This is a genomic window from Pedobacter antarcticus (genome assembly GCF_900103515.1).
Lineage (GTDB): Bacteria > Bacteroidota > Bacteroidia > Sphingobacteriales > Sphingobacteriaceae > Pedobacter > Pedobacter antarcticus.
The window spans coordinates 1-16,003 of record NZ_FNGZ01000005.1 but is presented as its reverse complement, the minus strand read 5'-3'; the positions used below and the strand labels follow the sequence as shown (position 1 = coordinate 16,003).

At 40.7% G+C, this 16,003-nt stretch carries 16 protein-coding genes and 1 pseudogene; 12 read left to right on the top strand and 5 right to left on the bottom strand.

Going from position 1 to position 16,003, the window contains the following annotated elements; translation table 11 throughout:
* Positions 1–4: 4 nt before the first annotated feature.
* Positions 5–592, bottom strand: a complete 588-nt coding sequence (locus BLR53_RS11650; protein WP_074589858.1) for a sugar O-acetyltransferase — start codon at positions 590–592, stop codon at positions 5–7.
* Between the two features lie 187 nt (positions 593–779).
* Here BLR53_RS11650 and BLR53_RS11645 point away from each other — a divergent pair, with 187 nt between their 5' ends.
* Together BLR53_RS11645 and BLR53_RS11640 are read left to right on the top strand one after the other, a co-directional pair.
* Positions 780–1,676 carry a helix-turn-helix domain-containing protein gene (locus BLR53_RS11645; RefSeq protein WP_074589856.1) on the top strand — a complete coding sequence of 299 codons (897 nt, stop codon included), beginning with the start codon at positions 780–782 and terminating at the stop codon, positions 1,674–1,676.
* A 177-nt stretch (positions 1,677–1,853) separates the two neighbouring features.
* Entirely contained in the window at positions 1,854–3,242 is a 1,389-nt protein-coding gene (locus BLR53_RS11640) for a serine hydrolase domain-containing protein (protein WP_083332065.1), read from the top strand.
* A 91-nt stretch (positions 3,243–3,333) separates the two neighbouring features.
* Here the strand turns inward: BLR53_RS11640 and BLR53_RS11635 are convergent, their stop codons facing one another.
* From BLR53_RS11635 to BLR53_RS11625, 3 genes are read right to left on the bottom strand one after another with little or no spacing between them, the layout of a single operon-like run.
* Positions 3,334–4,005, bottom strand: a complete 672-nt coding sequence (locus BLR53_RS11635) for a DUF6766 family protein (protein ID WP_074589851.1) — start codon at positions 4,003–4,005, stop codon at positions 3,334–3,336.
* Positions 4,006–4,056: 51 nt separating this feature from the next.
* The gene (locus BLR53_RS11630) at positions 4,057–4,656 is read right to left on the bottom strand and encodes a YciE/YciF ferroxidase family protein (protein ID WP_074589849.1); all 600 of its coding nucleotides are present in this window, start codon (positions 4,654–4,656) and stop codon (positions 4,057–4,059) included.
* Between the two features lie 16 nt (positions 4,657–4,672).
* Positions 4,673–6,904 carry a hypothetical protein gene (locus tag BLR53_RS11625; RefSeq protein ID WP_074589846.1) on the bottom strand — a complete coding sequence of 744 codons (2,232 nt, stop codon included), beginning with the start codon at positions 6,902–6,904 and terminating at the stop codon, positions 4,673–4,675.
* 257 nt (positions 6,905–7,161) lie between these two features.
* Here BLR53_RS11625 and BLR53_RS11620 point away from each other — a divergent pair, with 257 nt between their 5' ends.
* From BLR53_RS11620 to namA, 7 genes are all read left to right on the top strand, one after another.
* Positions 7,162–8,142: a glycoside hydrolase family 130 protein gene (locus BLR53_RS11620; RefSeq protein ID WP_342342068.1), complete on the top strand. Its 981-nt coding sequence runs from the start codon at positions 7,162–7,164 to the stop codon at positions 8,140–8,142.
* Between the two features lie 273 nt (positions 8,143–8,415).
* Complete coding sequence (locus BLR53_RS11615) at positions 8,416–9,279, top strand: AraC family transcriptional regulator (protein WP_037438591.1); 864 nt, start codon at positions 8,416–8,418, stop codon at positions 9,277–9,279.
* Between the two features lie 19 nt (positions 9,280–9,298).
* Complete coding sequence (locus BLR53_RS11610; RefSeq protein WP_074589841.1) at positions 9,299–9,934, top strand: NAD(P)H-binding protein; 636 nt, start codon at positions 9,299–9,301, stop codon at positions 9,932–9,934.
* 219 nt (positions 9,935–10,153) lie between these two features.
* Positions 10,154–10,582 (top strand): nuclear transport factor 2 family protein, encoded by a 429-nt coding sequence (locus BLR53_RS11605; protein ID WP_074589839.1) that lies wholly within the window; start codon positions 10,154–10,156, stop codon positions 10,580–10,582.
* A 17-nt stretch (positions 10,583–10,599) separates the two neighbouring features.
* Positions 10,600–10,710 (top strand): nuclear transport factor 2 family protein, encoded by a 111-nt coding sequence (locus BLR53_RS20325; RefSeq protein WP_176763536.1) that lies wholly within the window; start codon positions 10,600–10,602, stop codon positions 10,708–10,710.
* Between the two features lie 5 nt (positions 10,711–10,715).
* Positions 10,716–11,102, top strand: a complete 387-nt coding sequence (locus tag BLR53_RS11595; RefSeq protein WP_037438586.1) for a nuclear transport factor 2 family protein — start codon at positions 10,716–10,718, stop codon at positions 11,100–11,102.
* Between the two features lie 78 nt (positions 11,103–11,180).
* Positions 11,181–12,254, top strand: a complete 1,074-nt coding sequence (gene namA, locus BLR53_RS11590) for an NADPH dehydrogenase NamA (RefSeq protein WP_074589837.1) — start codon at positions 11,181–11,183, stop codon at positions 12,252–12,254.
* Positions 12,255–12,408: 154 nt separating this feature from the next.
* Here the strand turns inward: namA and BLR53_RS11585 are convergent.
* Positions 12,409–13,170 (bottom strand): annotated as a pseudogene (locus BLR53_RS11585) (NADPH-dependent F420 reductase); the annotation flags it as partial.
* 115 nt (positions 13,171–13,285) lie between these two features.
* Here BLR53_RS11585 and BLR53_RS11580 point away from each other — a divergent pair.
* From BLR53_RS11580 to BLR53_RS20170, 3 genes are all read left to right on the top strand, one after another.
* Positions 13,286–13,633, top strand: coding sequence for a winged helix-turn-helix transcriptional regulator (locus tag BLR53_RS11580; RefSeq protein ID WP_037438576.1), 348 nt, complete (start codon positions 13,286–13,288; stop codon positions 13,631–13,633).
* A 500-nt stretch (positions 13,634–14,133) separates the two neighbouring features.
* Positions 14,134–15,147 carry a Rossmann-fold NAD(P)-binding domain-containing protein gene (locus tag BLR53_RS11570; RefSeq protein WP_074589831.1) on the top strand — a complete coding sequence of 338 codons (1,014 nt, stop codon included), beginning with the start codon at positions 14,134–14,136 and terminating at the stop codon, positions 15,145–15,147.
* A 75-nt stretch (positions 15,148–15,222) separates the two neighbouring features.
* A complete protein-coding gene (locus BLR53_RS20170; protein ID WP_244889497.1) occupies positions 15,223–15,846 on the top strand; it encodes a nuclear transport factor 2 family protein in 624 nt (207 codons plus the stop codon).
* Positions 15,847–16,003 lie beyond the last annotated feature (157 nt).

Genomic DNA, 16,003 nt, shown 5'->3' with positions numbered 1-16,003 from the left:
GTTTCTAGCTTTTCGAATGGGGTATTGATCTGATAATTTTTGCTGGCACTCCCCCTACAACTATATTAGGCGGAACATCCCTGGAGACTACGGCACCTGCCGCCACTACTGAGTTTTCTCCAATGGTTACTCCCGGAAGTATAGTTGCTCCTGCACCAATCCACGCATTTCTTTTAATAATAATGGGTTTTGTAAGCAAAGCTTTTCTATCGCCTGGATCTAAAGGATGGTTCTCAGTTATCAGGTTAACCTTTGGACCGATTAATACGTCATCTTCTATTGTTATGCCGCCCATATCTAAAAATGAGCAGGCATGGTTAATGAAGACATTCTTACCGATACTGATGAATTTTCCGAAATTGGTATAAAATGGGGCGAAAATAGTTGTGCTATCGTCAATTCTGACACCAATTATTTCGCTAAGACAATCACGAATAGAATTGACATCGGTTGCGGTATTTAACAGCTGTGATAGTTTAATCGTTCTTCCAACTACTTCATTTATTTTGTAGTATTCAGGATCGCTTAACCGAATGGGTTCACCTGATCTTAACCTTTCAAAAACACCTATCTGTTCAATTGCTTTTGCCATTTTAGTTTATTTAATGTCGTATGTCATGCAAGAATTCCAAACTGAGGAATCCATATTGCAAATATCGGTAGAGGGCTTTGTTTGAGGCTTATACAAAACACTGTATTGTTTACCACTTTTACTGATTCTTAATCAGAATAAATAATACAAGTCCATTTTTATTAATTTTGAATTATAACTCAAGGCCATGGAAGAAGTGAGAAGACTGGACACTGTCCGTCAGTATAATGATTATGTTGGGATAGACACGCTGCACCCCTTGGTAAGCGTAGTTAATTTCAATGAATGTCCTACCATTATCCACTACAAGCATTATATGGGCATCTACGCCATATTTTTCAAGAATATAAAATGTGGAAACATGACCTATGGCTGCCAGAATTATGATTACGAGGATGGAACTATGGTATTTGTTTCACCTGGACAGGTTTACGGAATAGACAGCAATGGCCAAGCGGTAATACCTTCCGGGTACGGGCTGGTATTTCATCCAGATCTTCTAAAGGGCACGCATCTTGGAAAGACCATCAAAGATTACTCTTTCTTTTCATATGAAGTTAATGAGGCTCTTCACCTTTCAAAAAAGGAGAAGAAGACTATAATAGAATCCCTGGAAAAGATTTCGGCAGAAATAGAGCAAAATATTGATAAGCATAGTAAGACGCTTATCGTTTCCAATATCGAACTATTCCTGAACTATTGTATGCGGTTCTACGATCGCCAGTTTATTACCCGCAGCCATGCAAACAAGGATATCCTTGTACGCTTCGAAAACCTGTTAATCGATTATTTCCGCACTGGTAAAGCTTCACAACTGGGGCTCCCAAGTGTGGCCTATTGTGCCGACCAACTGCACCTCTCCCCTAACTATTTTGGCGACCTGATTAAGAAGGAAACTGGAAATACAGCATTAGATTATATTCAGTCCAAAATGATAGACCAGGCAAAAACTTACATTTTTGACCGCTCAAAAACGTTAAATGAAATTGCCAGTGACCTGGGATTTAAATACCAGCAGCATTTTACGCGATTATTTAAACAGAAAACGGGGTTGACACCAAATGAGTATCGGGGATTGAACTAAGATCATCTCCCCTGGGGAAACTACTTGCTCATTTGTATGGAAAAGAAGGTGATCGTAAAAAGCCTAAAAATTGATCGTAAGGAGAGGGTGTATTTCAATCTTAATTTCTTTATCGCTGCAACTAATTAAAATCAAAGTTGTCTTGTAATTATATTTAATAATCTCTGCTTAATCCTTATGAAATTTAGAAATTATCTATTGCAAGCTTCTTTAATGTTGATTTCGTTGAGCATGTACGCTCAAACTCCCTTACAGCTCAAACATATAGATTCTTTGATGAAGACCGCATCGGATCGAGGCGTTTTTAATGGCACTTTATTGGTTGCCAAACAAGGCAGGATTATTTATCACAAAGCCTGGGGTTATGCCAACGCGGATAAAACCCAACCACTTAATACGGCTATGCTGTTCGACGTAGGGTCCATTTCCAAAGAGTTTAATGGAGTTAGCATCATGCTGTTGAAAGAACGGGGTAAAGTTAAACTGGATGACCCTGTATCCAAATACCTCCCGGATCTGCCAAATTGGGCAGATAAAGTACAACTCAAACACTTGCTCAATTATACCAGCGGCCTACCAAATTTTAAGGCGCAGTCAGATGAGACAGATAATGAACTTTTGGATTCGCTTAAAAACCTGAAGAAGTTGAAATTCGAACCTGGTTCAGCCTATATTTATGCGCATGCAAATGTTTATTTGCAAAAGCGAATAATTGAAAAGGCTTCAGGATTATCTTATGCAGATTTTGTAGATAAATATATATTTAAACCCTGCGGTATGCAGCAAAGTATTATGGATGCCAATCTGAATAGGCCGGACCTAGCCAAAGCCTTCGATAATGATTTCCATGCCACACCATATATTCAGCTCACTACTGGCTTTCCCAGACTTACTCCTGCCGATCTCTATAAATTTATTACGCAGCTGGAAGCATTTAAAATTATTAATAAAGAATCGTTTGATCAGTTAGCTGTTAACTTTCCAGGTGGCGAAAGCAGCCTCGGTACTACAGGTTTTAAAGACGGAAAACTTCAATGGCATCGCCACCAGGGTTCCAATAGCAATTACGAAGCGCTGATCTATACCGATCATGTCAGTAAAATTTCGATGGTCATGGAAACCAACAACCAAAACTTCAAAGTGGATGCCATTAAAGGAGCTATACTTGCCATCTTACAAGATCAGCCTTTTAATATTCCTAAAAAATCTGTTTACCTGGATATCAGAGATAAGATCTTGAAAGACATAGAACAAGGTCTGTTATTTTACCGCCAAATCAAAGCGGAAGGACAGGATAAATATGACTTCGGATTCGAAGCTGGCGACTTGATCAGCACTGGAAAATATCTGCAGCGAAGGAATCGCTTCGATGACGCAATCCGCTTGTATAGCCTCGCCGTGCCACTATGTGCTAAAAAAAACGATCTTTCCTACGCCTATGAACTCACTGCCGAATGTTATTTAAAAAAGGGAGATAATGTACGGGCAAAAACTTGGTATGAAAAAGCGCTGGCGGCAGATGCGGGTAATAAGAATGCACAAGGAATGATTACGACCTTAAAATAATTACGGTTACCATCAGTAAACATCTCGCAGCTCTGCGCAGGTAGAAACTAAATTTCTGCTCATTGAAACATGTGCTGCGCTACATTTAATGCTATTTGCCGGTCTCCAGGTGTGGAGCATCTACCGGCTTAGATTCGGGGGAACCCTTTTGGCGGAGATAAATGGTCAAAAAAACAATAGAAGCTACAGATAGAAACTCGCTTTGCCAATTTTGAAAAGTTTCAAACCAGAATTCCGGCTGCCCTAAATAAGCGTACACTGTATCTTCAGGCAGGTGTCTGGCAAGTTGCTCTACATTATGGTTCTGCCAGCTTCCGTAAAGATGCAATGCCCAGCTGATAAAAAATAGCAAACCAAAAGAGATTGAAAGCGAATTTTCATAAATCTTCAGTATCCAGCCTCCTTTTCTAACAGGCCAGGGCGCATCATTACCTGGCACAGGTTCCCGGTCTACTTCCTCCGGCTCATTTAGCTTTTTAGATTCAGCCGAACCAATTTGCCGAAGAGAAATGGTAAGTAAAACATAAAGCGACATTTGCAGGAATTCACTTTCGAAGTTCTCAAACGTTGCCGAAATAAAATGTCCGCTTCGCAGGTAAGTGCCTAAGCCGATCTCGCGGGCATGGTCGTCTTTCAGGTCAGCATTATGCTGCTTCCAACCCGTCAGTGCCTGGGCGAAGAGCGTCAGTACAAATAAACCCATAAACACAATCGTCAGTCCGTTGCGGTAAAAAAAAGAATGTTTTTCCTTAATGCTATTCATAATACCTGATAAAAAATTGTTAGGCCTGAACATATGTTCAGGCCTATTGCATTATTCAGCTGCCGCCTGTTCATTAATAGCACTAACCGCTATTTCTGTAAGCGCAACATCTGTGGCTTTTTCATTATCGAGGGTCTGCTGCAAAAGTTCAGCAACATCAGTACGCCCCATATTCTGTGCGAATACAACCAGGGTACCATACGTTGCTATTTCATAATGCTCGACTTTTTGGGCCGCAAGAATCAATCCCGCATCACGGATCATCGTGCCAGCATCTGTGTCTTCAATAATGCCTTCCCCTTCAGCGATCAAGCCTTCCATAGCGTCGCATTTTTTTGCCTGGGCTTTTTCGTCCAACAATTCAAAAACCTGTTCCAATGTCGCGATATGGGTTTTAGTTTCCTCCGTGTGCTTTTCGAAAGCTGCTGCCAAGGCCTCGCTGGTCGCCGCTTTTTTCATTTTTGGAAGCGCTTTGGACAGATGTTTTTCTGCCCAGTAAATGTCCTTCAGCTCATCTACAAAAAATTCGTGGAACTCAGAATTCTCAATTTTTGCGGGTTTAGCGTCTTTGTTGGAGCTTACGTTTGTACTTTTCGCTGCAGCCGCCGCTCCTGTGGCTGTTTTTTTAGCCGTTGTTTTAGTTGTTGCCATTTTTCTAGTTTTTATGTTAATGATTGTTATGTTTTATCGTGGATTGCTCAAATATCTTTATCGAAACCTGGCAGTCTCCCGGAATGCAGAACTCCAGGTTCCCCCCTTTTACAGGTTTTCCTTCAACATGCTTCTTCTGCCCTTTGACCCTTACCTCAACCGCTGGAATTTTTAGGTTTCCGGTCTTTACCAACATCATCCGGCATTCCAGTCTTGCGTCACCCAGCACCTGGAAAGAAATATTTTTACCCCTTACAGCAGTAAAATCTGCGGTCGGGTAGTCAACATATACCATAAAGGCCTCACCGGGAATCTGCAGGTAGTGGCGGGGCAGGATTCCGAAAGCATTTCCAGCACCATAAACTTCCTGCCCAACAGTGCCTGACTTCAACCAGCCGTCCTGCAAATCTTCCAGTGCAATCCATAATTTCGGGTCAACTTCACCGGTCTTCGTCTGCTCCTCTAACATTTCTGTCGGAAGCATAGGAGGATAATAATATATTGCGCGGTCAACGATATAGCGGATAAACTCTGCAACCAGCAATTTGACCGATGGCAAAATCTCTACACCCTTTGCATGGTATAAATAGTCATGCAGCGCGCAGAACACCTCCTGCTCTTCATAGGCAGCAGTATAAGGCGCATCGTTCAACGGGTAGAGGGCAAAAAATTTCGGGAAATTCTTACCATGTCCATAGTTACAATCCCACAACTGGGTATTGCGAAAAATGCTGGCCAGGCACATATAACTCAGCTCGAGGTACAGCTTTTTACCAGTTATTTTAAATAACCGCAACAGCGCACCTGCTGAAAATGCTGTATTGTTGGCCTGGTAAAATATCTCAAAGCCATATCCTTCCAGGGTCCTGGCTGCTTTCTCTGCTTCGGCCAGATATTTTTTCTCTTTAGTCAGCTCAAAAGCCTGGAGCATTACATGAGCATACAAACCAGCCACATCCTTTTCTCCGCCCTTACCATCCGCCGTTTCTGCTTTGATTACTTCAAGGGTATCCATTTTATAGAATACAGGCCATTTATACTTAAAATGACGCGCAACTTTAATGGCGAACTTCAACGAATCCAAAAAGAGCGTTTTGGCTACTTTGTCACCTTTCAGCGCCAGCCGCGACAGGTTTAATAACGGGTGATGCAGGTACCAGGAGTCCATGACCAGCGGTACCTTCTGTTCCTCTTCGCCTTTGAGTTTATCTTCCGCCGCCGGAAGCCAGCGCATAATGGTACCGAGCTGATCATTGTAAAATGCCGGTAATCCTTCTTTGATAACTTTCATGACTTCCAGCTCTTTACCACCCCACTCCACGTAATCCAATAGCGGAAGCAGAACGGCCAGCTGCACCATAATTTCCGGCGGGGTTTCATAATCACTGACGTAGGCGTTAAAATATTTATGTCCGGCTACCTGCGACCAGCAGCCGGGACTTTCAATCAGATCCTTCAACCCATTTTCAAGGACTTCAGGCCATGAATGATATCGGGTATCGGGTCTGGGCATGAGAAGGTAAATGCGGCTGAGCAGGGTCAGGTAAGTTTCCATAACCTCGGCTTCACTTTCAGGTGCCTGGGCTTTGAAAGCAATAAAGGCATCAGAAATAGTAACTTTTTTTCCTGCGTTTAATGGCTTTTTGGATGGTGGCAGAGAAAACCCCAGCTCTGGCCATTCTCCACCCACGGTATCGCCCAGGGAAGTCTCGGTTTGATCACAATAGGCCGATATAGCCGTCAGGTTTTGCAGGTATAATATTGCTTCTGATTTTGGACGCATCTGGGATAAATAGAGGAATCCGGAGCGGGTACCCCACTGACTAGCGTGAATTTTACCGGCAGAATTTTCCGGCTTTCCACTTTTGTCTGTGAAAAGGATATCCCTGGGCCAGTATGGAATATCCAGCGTTGTAGTAGGTTCCAGTGTAGTGGTATAACGAAGAACCGGAATATCTTCATCCGTGTCAATAATGATGTCAACAGTTTGTTTGCCGTAAACACCCTCTAGGGCCAAGGTGATCCCCCTGGCATTCACTTGTTTTTCTGCGACATCGAACCCACCTGGACTGTAAGCACATCTAAACAAACTAATCGCGCCATTAAGCATCCGGGCCTCCACTAAAATGGAATCTGAGGTCTGGAATACCTGAAAAGTATAGTTTTTGGTTTCATTTGAATACAGGGGCTCCTCCACCACCGCAAGATCATTACTTGCCAGGACTGCCCAGGGGGACATTGATTTCATAACAAGTGTTTTAAAAGGTTAATGTGATGCCAATAACAGAGTGACTGACATAATGTTTTCAGGGCCGAAGTTTAGCGTATTTACTACATCGTCTTCGGGTGTATTCCGCAAATTGACAGCTGAAACTTTTTGTTACCGATCTTGTTTGCTTTGGAGACATTGATACCAGTTCAAACATGAAAGACCTTGCCCGCAGATTTCCGCAAAACCCACTCCTGATACCTAAAGACCTCTGCCCCAGCGCCGATGGCCTTCAGGTGATCTGCCTGCTAAATCCCGGCGTATTCACCTACCTGGGCAAAACCTGGCTGCTGGTCAGGGTGGCCGAAAGTATTAAACAGGTCGAAGGCTGGGCATTTATACCTGCTTTGAATGACCAGGGGAAATTGGAAATCATTGAAGTACCGCTAAATGATCCTGAACTTATCGCTACGGATGCGCGTGTGTTCAATTACCAAGGGCTGGACTACCTAACTACTGTCTCCCATTTGCGCCTGCTAAGCAGCACAGACGGCATCAACTTCAGGGAAGAAGAAGGGTTCCCTGGGATATTTGGAAAGGGCAGACTGGAACGTTATGGCATTGAAGACTGCAGGGTTACCTTCCTTGAAGATCTTTATTATCTCACCTATACCGCCGTGTCAGATAACGGCGTCGGCGTAGGTTTACAGACCACCCGAAACTGGAAAGATTTTGAACGCAAAGGGATGATCCTGCCGCCCCACAATAAGGATGTCGCTATTTTTGAAGAAAAAATCAATGGTAAATACTACGCCCTGCACCGCCCCAGTAGCAAGGACATCGGCGGGAATTACATCTGGCTTGCCGAGTCACCTGATGCCCTCCACTGGGGCAATCATCAATGCCTTATCAAATCCCGGCCCGGAATGTGGGACAGCGGACGGGTAGGGGCCGGAGCCGCCCCCATCAAAACCGATCAAGGCTGGCTGGAAATCTATCATGGTGCAACCGCAGAAAACCGCTACTGCCTCGGCGCATTTTTACTCGACCTGGAAAACCCGGCTATCGTTCTGGCCAGGAGTATCGAACCCATAATGGTCCCTACAGAAAATTATGAACTCAGTGGTTTTTTCGGATTCGTCGTTTTCACTAATGGACATATAGTCAGGGGTGACGAGCTGACCATCTACTATGGTGCAGCAGATGAATTCGTATGCGGTGCGACTTTTTCCATCAGGGAAATCTTGAATCGCTTAACCGGTAACGTACCGGAATAAGTACGTAATTCAAATTCCCGTATCAAAAACAGGGATCTAAACGAAGGAATTTAGGCCTACCCTATTGACATTTGGAATGGTCTACATGGACTATTTAGTAAAAATACTTGAGCTTAAAAGAACATGCACATGTGTAAATGTGTTATACCTTTGTGTTGTAATTGAGACGATTGAATTCAAGATTAATTATATTTTCCTTATTGCAGCTTTGGGAACACCACTAATCAAATAGCGTCGATCGTATAATGCCGTATTACATCAAAAAATAATTAAATGAAAAAAATGCTTAAAGTTCCAACTTCATTGATTGGTTGTGATGCTCCGCAAAACTCCTTGATGTTAGATGGTTGTTCTGTAATCGAGCAGTGCATACATAGTACGGAAGTTAAAGGCACAATGTACCTCGAACAGCATTTACTCCTTATCGTACTGGAAGGATCTGTCGTTCTCACTTATGGAAAACAAGAATATAAGCTCGGTAAGAACGATATGATTTTGCTAAAAAAAGCAACTGCTGTAAAATATCATAAATTCGGGAATGCAGATAATGATAATATCTACGACAGCTTAATGTTTAGCATCAAAGATGATCTTCTAAAGTCATTTCTGTCAAGCTCAGATATTAAGGTATCAAAACCTGAAGGTGAAATCAAAACTGGCGTTTACCCAATGAATGAATGTCTGGTTGCATTTGCCCACTCTCTTAAACCGTATTTTTTTGATCATTCCGTCGTTCATCCTGGCCAGCTTCGTTTAAAAATCATGGAATTACTATATGATGTAGCGGAATGTAACCGGAATATGTTTTTACAGATTCTCCAGTTGCACGAGCCTATAAGGACAGATATCCGAAATGTGGTAGAACAACATTATGCTTCCCCGGTCTCAGTTTCAGAATTGGCATACCTTTCTGGTAGAAGTGTATCCAGCTTCAAAAGAGATTTTCAAAATATATACAATGCTGCACCTGCAACGTGGATAAGAGAAAAAAGGCTAAACAAGGCAAAAGATATGCTGGAAACTACAATGATGTCTGTTTCAGAGATTTGTTACATGTTAGGATTTGAGAATATATCTCACTTTTCCAGGATATTTAAAGAGTTTCACGGAAAGGCTCCTACCGTTTTTCGACTTTAAACATTAAAATTATAAATCTATGAAAGTATTAGTGATCGGAGCAAATGGTCGGGTTGGCTCCCTTTTAATCGAAAAGTTAGCTTCTCAACATCAGGTTATCGCTGGCTCGCGACATTCAAAAGCAATCAATAATTCTTATAACGTTGAGCATTCATATATTGATTTACTAAATGATGTAAATTCTATTACAGAAAGCATGAATGGTGTAGATGCGGTATATTTTGTATCCGGTTCCCGCGGCAAAAATCTTTTACAAATAGACTTACATGGAGCAATAAAAACTATGCAAGCCGCAGAAAGAGTTGGAGCAAAGCGTTATATATTGCTTAATTCTGTTTTCGCATTGCAACCGGAACATTGGAAGGAATCTTTCCTAAGTGATTTAACAGATTATAATATTGCTAAACATTATGCCGACTTATATCTCAGTACTCAAACTCAGTTAGATTATACCATACTACAACCTGGGGCGCTTAAAGAGGAACAAGGCACTGGAAAAATAGAGACAAATGTGATCAGCCCGGGATCTAACTCTATAGCGAATGTTGTAGATACGCTTGTGGCGATATTGGCAGACGACTCAACAATTGGGAGGGTAATTCTTATGCATGATGGGGACACTCCAATTAGTGAAGCCATCCGTCCGGCAGAATAATATATCCATAAATACCCCACCATTGAATGTTATCTTACCCAGATATTCAGCCAATATATCTTCCTAATCCTTTTATATCAAAATAGGACTAATTAGTCAAAATCTTTGAGCTAATTAGAAAAAACATCAAATTCTTGTCATTGTATCTTTGTTAAAGAAAAAGAGATGAATAATCTGCTAATACCTGACAGTATTATTCTCATTTAAACGAGATAATTTATGCAAAAAAATCCGAAACAAAATGAGCTTACCCGTTCAGCAAAATCCAACGCTGATGGATCACAAAAAAGTAGTGGAAACATAGTTAAAAAACTGTTTCCATCAGTTCCAACTGCACTGCTATTTTCTGCCCTAACAATTGGAAGCCTATTGGTTTCATGTCAAAATAGCTATAGTCAAAATAATAAAAAAGAAGTTATGCAAAACAATCAAGAACAAAAAGATGGCATCCTCAAGCCAATAGAATTATATATTGAAGCAGGACGAAAAGGCGATGGCAACATTGCAAATCCAGCATTTGCATCTACTGCAACCATGTCCTGGTCAGAAAATGGAGTATTAAAAAGCGTTCCTATTCAAGCACTGTTTGACGGATTTTCTGCAGCCGAGCCAATGGAAGCGAGCTATAAAATAACCACTTTGATGTAGAAAGTGATGTAGCAATAGTGAGAATCGAATCTCAGTTTGGACCCGACAAATATGCCGATATGTTTACATTGGTAAAAGACGGTAACAACTGGAAAATCATTAGTAAAATTTACCATGTAATAAAATAAAAATCATGTCCGCAAATCAAAATATCAACACCGTTCAAGATTATGAAGATGTCCTGGCAGCAATGGAAGGCTATGTTCAGGGATTAAAAACCGGAAACGTAGATCAATTGAAAAAGACCTTCCATCAAGATGCGATTATGTATGGCCATTTAGGTGATGACCTCTCACAAGGCAGCATAGATAATCTTTATACCTACGTCGAGAAATTCGGATCAGCACCAAATATCAAAACCAATCTCACGGTTTTACACAAAACACCTACCACAGCAATTGTTCGAATTGAAATGGAACATGATGCTGCCAATGAAGATTTTACAGATTACCATTCTTTAATTAAGATTAATGGAGAATGGAAGGTAGTTGCAAAACTTTTTCATCTCTACACTAAGTAATCAAATTCCTAATGTTGAAGTTCTTACTGGGAGCATATATTGCTTTCAGCGGGACTTCGCGTTCAAAAAAAAATAGAAATGTCAAAATTATTCAGTCCATTGACTGTCAAATCTGTTACGTTCAAAAATAGAATTTTCACCTCGCCTATGTGTATGTATATGGCGGAAGATGGATTCGCAGGTGATTGGCACCTGATTCATTACGGCTCAAGAGCCATGGGAGGCGCTGGCGCAATAATGTTGGAAGCAACAGCTGTACGTGCCGATGGACGTATTGGTGTGGGAGATTTGGGAATATGGAAAGACGAACACATTAAAATGCTTTCTAAGATCGTCTCTTTTATAAAAAGTACAGGTAGTATTCCCGCAATTCAACTGGCACATGCAGGAAGAAAAGGAAGTACCTGGGCTTCTGGAGGTGAAAGCCGCCCGTTAATGCCAGGTGAAGAAAATGGCTGGGAGTTAATTGCGCCTTCTGCTATTGCATTCTCACCAGCAATGCAAACCCCTCGTGAAATGACCTTAAAGGATATTGAGGAAATTCAGCAAGCTTTTGTAGATGCCGCAATGAGAGCTTTGAAGTCTGGCTTTGAACTGATTGAAATTCACAGCGCACATGGTTATCTCATTAATGAATTTCTATCGCCTATTCCAAACAAAAGAACAGATCACTACGGTGGAACTATTGAAAACAGAGCAAGGTTTCTATTTGAAATTATTGAAAAAGTCAAAGCAGTATGGCCATCAGATCTTCCGATTGCTGTTCGTATTTCTGCTACAGATTGGACAGAAGAAGGATGGACGATTTCCGATTCAGTTTGGCTAAGTAAGGAGCTCTCAAAGAAAGGAATTGATGTTATCGATGTCTCTTCGGGAGGAATGGTCCCAAATGCTAAAATAACAGTTGGTTCAGGCTATCAGTTGCCATTTGCAAGCACTATCAAACGTGAAGTAAAAGATCAGTTACTTGTAGGAACAGTGGGGATGATCACCAATGCCCATCAAGCCGAAACTATATTAACCAATGGAGATGCCGATCTTATTTTTATTGGCCGTGAACTATTGCGAAACCCTTATTTCCCTTTAGAAGCTGCAAAACAACTTCGTTCAGAAATACCTGTCCCTAAACCCTATGAACTTGCATTTAAATAAAGAAACAATTTTATGAGTATCTATTTAACTATCATTATAAAGGCACCGCCTGAACGCCAACAAGAAATCAAAGACCTTTTATACACTCTCCCGGAATTACTCCCAGGGACTATTTTCTGAAATTAAGACTATTAAGCTTTGGCTAAGATACCTTTTAACCTGCTTTCGGATTTTCAGGAAATAGAGAGCGATTAAATTCGACTATATCTTCGTGCGACGGCGGTGTAGCGCGTTCCGAGAATAGTTTAATCACAGAATCCCTGATTTGGGCTGCAACTTCCCTAATTCCATCCTTGAGTGCCTGTTTCAGTTCCTTCGTATTCAATTCTGTACAATAGGCTGGAGTTCCCGGTTGATGCCTCCATGAACTTTGTAGGTCACCAGCGTCGACGACGTCAAAGCCTGCTTCGTCAATTAGTCCGGATATTATATTTTTTGCTTGTATATCATCTCCCGATATTGCCATAGCTACACGCCCTTTCGTTCCCTGAGGTTTACCTCCAGATATAAGAGTTTCTGCAAGCAGATTATTAAATGCTTTAATCACAGGCCGGCCTATTTGTTCGGAAACCCAGATACTTTCCACTTTACCATTTTTTATTTCCTCGATATCAGCATCACGAAACGGATAATAATTAGATGTATCTACGATGATGGTTCCCTGAGGCACTTCGTCAAATAAAGTTTTAGGCAGGTTGGGAATGGCAATGGTTGGCACGGCAAGTATGACTACGTCCACCTCTTTTACGAGTGCCTCTAAGGTCGAAGGTAAGGCTCCTAATTCATGTGCACGCTTTTCTACTTGATCAAATTTAGCTGAACTGGTTACCGAAACCTCATGCCCTGCTCCTACCATTTTTTTTGCAATCGTGCCTCCAATGGCGCCTGTGCCAATTATTCCTATTTTCATCTTTTTATATTTAAAATATGTGTTGGTTTAGTAGATAAATAATTATTGCAAAGTTATCTTATTATACTTTCTTTTGTATAGCACTTTCTCAAAGGAAAGTGAAATTATTAACACGAACGATATGGCTCAGAAAAAAACACATTGCGATTGCCTTAATACCGTGAAGCCGGTAAGGGATGCACTCGATGTGATTAGTGGCAAATGGAAACTCCCCATAATTATTTCAGTCGGTGTTGGCAATGACCGTTTTACCGATATACAGGAAAGTATTCCAGGAATAACCCCTAAAGTCCTCGCTAAAGAACTCAAGGACCTGGAACAGCATAAACTTTTAAAACGTATTGTTGTAGGCGACTATCCCGTCAAAATCCAGTATACCCTGGAACCTTACGCCGATACCTTAACACCAATAATATATTCGCTAAAAGACTGGGGAGTCAATCATAGGAAAGTAGTTACAGAAAGATAAATGCTTAAAGATAAGCGCAACAATAAACTTTATTTTTGGCAGAAAGCTATCTCATTGACCGGGAAATTATAAACGGAACGAAGGCCGCTTTCTCCAAATCTAAGTTTACCGCTTAATAATCACGAACATATTACCAATGTCCATTGTCCGCCGATGATACTTGAGGCGCATGCTTCCGTACATTCATCGCTCAGAGCAAGCTTCCGGAGATTTGGCCGATGATTGCTTGATTTCGCCCAATACTTACATTATTTATAGTACCTAACAATTAGCGGGCTATATACAAAAGTATATATGCAACCTTAACTTTGTCTTAAATAAAAGAATCATCAAAGTTGATTACCAACTGTCATTGCTTTTTATGGAATGGATTACAACTCATCTGAAGCAACATTGCTCTTGGTGTAAGATCATATTTGGTATTTCCTGATAAGTTGTGACCGACTTCACACTTAAAAAGAATTGCAAAAAGTAAGGTTATATAATTTAAAAATTTTAATATGGAATCACAGACAAAACGAATCTTAATCGTGGGCGGTTATGGAATGGTTGGAAGTAACATCGCAAGACTAATCAGACAACCTGATAAGAGTATCGAACTTATTCTTGGAGGTAGAAATCCACAAAATGGAATATCTTTAGCGGAGGAATTAAATCATTCAGAAACAGCCTATATCAATCTCGAAGAAGGCTTCGATCTAAGTGAATTTAAGAAAATTGACCTGATTATCTCAGCGGTGGATGATCACAGTAATATATTAAGAGAAACTGCTATCTTAAATGGCATTGCATGTATTGCTGTAAGCGAATTAGCGGATCAAATTTCTCCCACAGCATTTTTGAGTCTTCACAAAACGATTGTTGCACCTGTTGTATACGCAGGTCATTGGCAAGCTGGATTATTAACCCTTATGGTTAGGCAACAAGCTGATAAATTCAGTCAAATAGAAACTATCGAACTTGCAGGATTATATGATCCAAAGGATAGCGTAGGACCGCTGGTTGCAAACGAAGTTAGTGGTTTTGTTGGTGAGGCGCTAATTCGCAAAGGGGGAAATTGGCTATCATTACAAGCAAAAGAAAACCCGAGAACTATTGATTTGCAAAATAATACATCAGCAATAGGTTACCCACTCAGTACGCTGGATGTTCCGAGTATAGCCGCTTTTACGAGTGCGAAAAATATTAGGTTCGACTTTATTACAGGAGAATCTATTGGGACTAGTAAGGGCCTGGAAGCTTCCCATGAATTATACTTTACTATTTATGGCACCCTGCTATCCGGCGAAAAAAGAAAACTCAGCACGATCGTATCCGGCCCAAAAGGAAATTCCCATCTCACAGCTGTGGGCGTATATTTAATCACGGAAAAGATATTGGGCCTGAATGGACAGTCTGAACAAAAGACCGGGGGATTGTATCTTCCAGAAACTATTATCTCAACTCATCATATCAGCAACTGGTTAAAAGAATTTGGAATCGAAATAATTGAAGAAACCCTGGAAAGTTTATAGAACTTAATCAGGATATCCTGAGCACAATTTAACAATTCACAAAATTGAGCTTAACTATTAAAATAAACAAATAACGTGAAAAAACTCACATTAACAATATCCATCTTACTGTCAGCCGGTATCGAAATCATAGCAAAACCCATAAGTTATCTTCCTGATCAAAATACATTTCAACCTGTTATAAATGCTCAAAAGACGAGGAACTGGAATTACGAAATACGAACCATTGATCTTGATAATTCCATTGCCGGAAAGGTAATTGATAACGGAGAGAGCTTAGCAATAAAATTATATGGAAGCAAACCGGATTCAAGCATTACTGAATCGATTCATATTCAAAAACAAGCAAAAATGAAAAATGCAACGATATTACACAAAGCCAACGAATTCGTTAAAAAGGGAAACTATGAAAGTTTTCTAACTTATTGTACACAGGATACCAAATGGGTTTTTGTAGGCGAACGTATCCTTGAGGGTAGAGATAAAGTACGAGAGTATATGAAAGAATTCTATTTGGAACCGCCCGTATTTACCGTGGAAAAAACCATTGAGGATGGTAGCTATGTAACGGTCACAGGTGAAATCACCTTGAAGGCTGCAAATGGAACCTATAACCACTATGATTATTGCGACGTCTGGCGCTTCGAAAATGGAAAAATTGCAGAATTGAAAGCTTTTGTCATTGAAAAAAAATCTTGACAAATGAATCATTAAATGAAACTGAAAGTGGTAACTGAGCCTGATTGGGTTCCAAGCAATACAGGATCAAGTCAAAAACTTGTGGATCAGTTCTTATATTTTTAGCTTTGTTGCTTTAGATTTCTTACTTGATGCAGGACGGTTACCATTCTTTAAT

What these genes read in the sequence shown, in the direction of transcription:
- BLR53_RS11645 (WP_074589856.1), top strand. Translation starts at nt 780, where the DNA reads ATGGAAGAAGTGAGAAGACTGGACACTGTCCGTCAGTATAATGATTAT.
- BLR53_RS11635 (WP_074589851.1), bottom strand. Translation starts at nt 4,005, where the DNA reads ATGAATAGCATTAAGGAAAAACATTCTTTTTTTTACCGCAACGGACTG.
- BLR53_RS11615 (WP_037438591.1), top strand. Translation starts at nt 8,416, where the DNA reads ATGAAAAAAATGCTTAAAGTTCCAACTTCATTGATTGGTTGTGATGCT.
- BLR53_RS11570 (WP_074589831.1), top strand. Translation starts at nt 14,134, where the DNA reads ATGGAATCACAGACAAAACGAATCTTAATCGTGGGCGGTTATGGAATG.
- BLR53_RS11610 (WP_074589841.1), top strand. Translation starts at nt 9,299, where the DNA reads ATGAAAGTATTAGTGATCGGAGCAAATGGTCGGGTTGGCTCCCTTTTA.
- BLR53_RS11650 (WP_074589858.1), bottom strand. Translation starts at nt 592, where the DNA reads ATGGCAAAAGCAATTGAACAGATAGGTGTTTTTGAAAGGTTAAGATCA.
- BLR53_RS11595 (WP_037438586.1), top strand. Translation starts at nt 10,716, where the DNA reads ATGTCCGCAAATCAAAATATCAACACCGTTCAAGATTATGAAGATGTC.
- BLR53_RS11630 (WP_074589849.1), bottom strand. Translation starts at nt 4,656, where the DNA reads ATGGCAACAACTAAAACAACGGCTAAAAAAACAGCCACAGGAGCGGCG.
- BLR53_RS11605 (WP_074589839.1), top strand. Translation starts at nt 10,154, where the DNA reads ATGCAAAAAAATCCGAAACAAAATGAGCTTACCCGTTCAGCAAAATCC.
- BLR53_RS11625 (WP_074589846.1), bottom strand. Translation starts at nt 6,904, where the DNA reads ATGAAATCAATGTCCCCCTGGGCAGTCCTGGCAAGTAATGATCTTGCG.
- BLR53_RS11640 (WP_083332065.1), top strand. Translation starts at nt 1,854, where the DNA reads ATGAAATTTAGAAATTATCTATTGCAAGCTTCTTTAATGTTGATTTCG.
- namA (WP_074589837.1), top strand. Translation starts at nt 11,181, where the DNA reads ATGTCAAAATTATTCAGTCCATTGACTGTCAAATCTGTTACGTTCAAA.
- BLR53_RS11580 (WP_037438576.1), top strand. Translation starts at nt 13,286, where the DNA reads ATGGCTCAGAAAAAAACACATTGCGATTGCCTTAATACCGTGAAGCCG.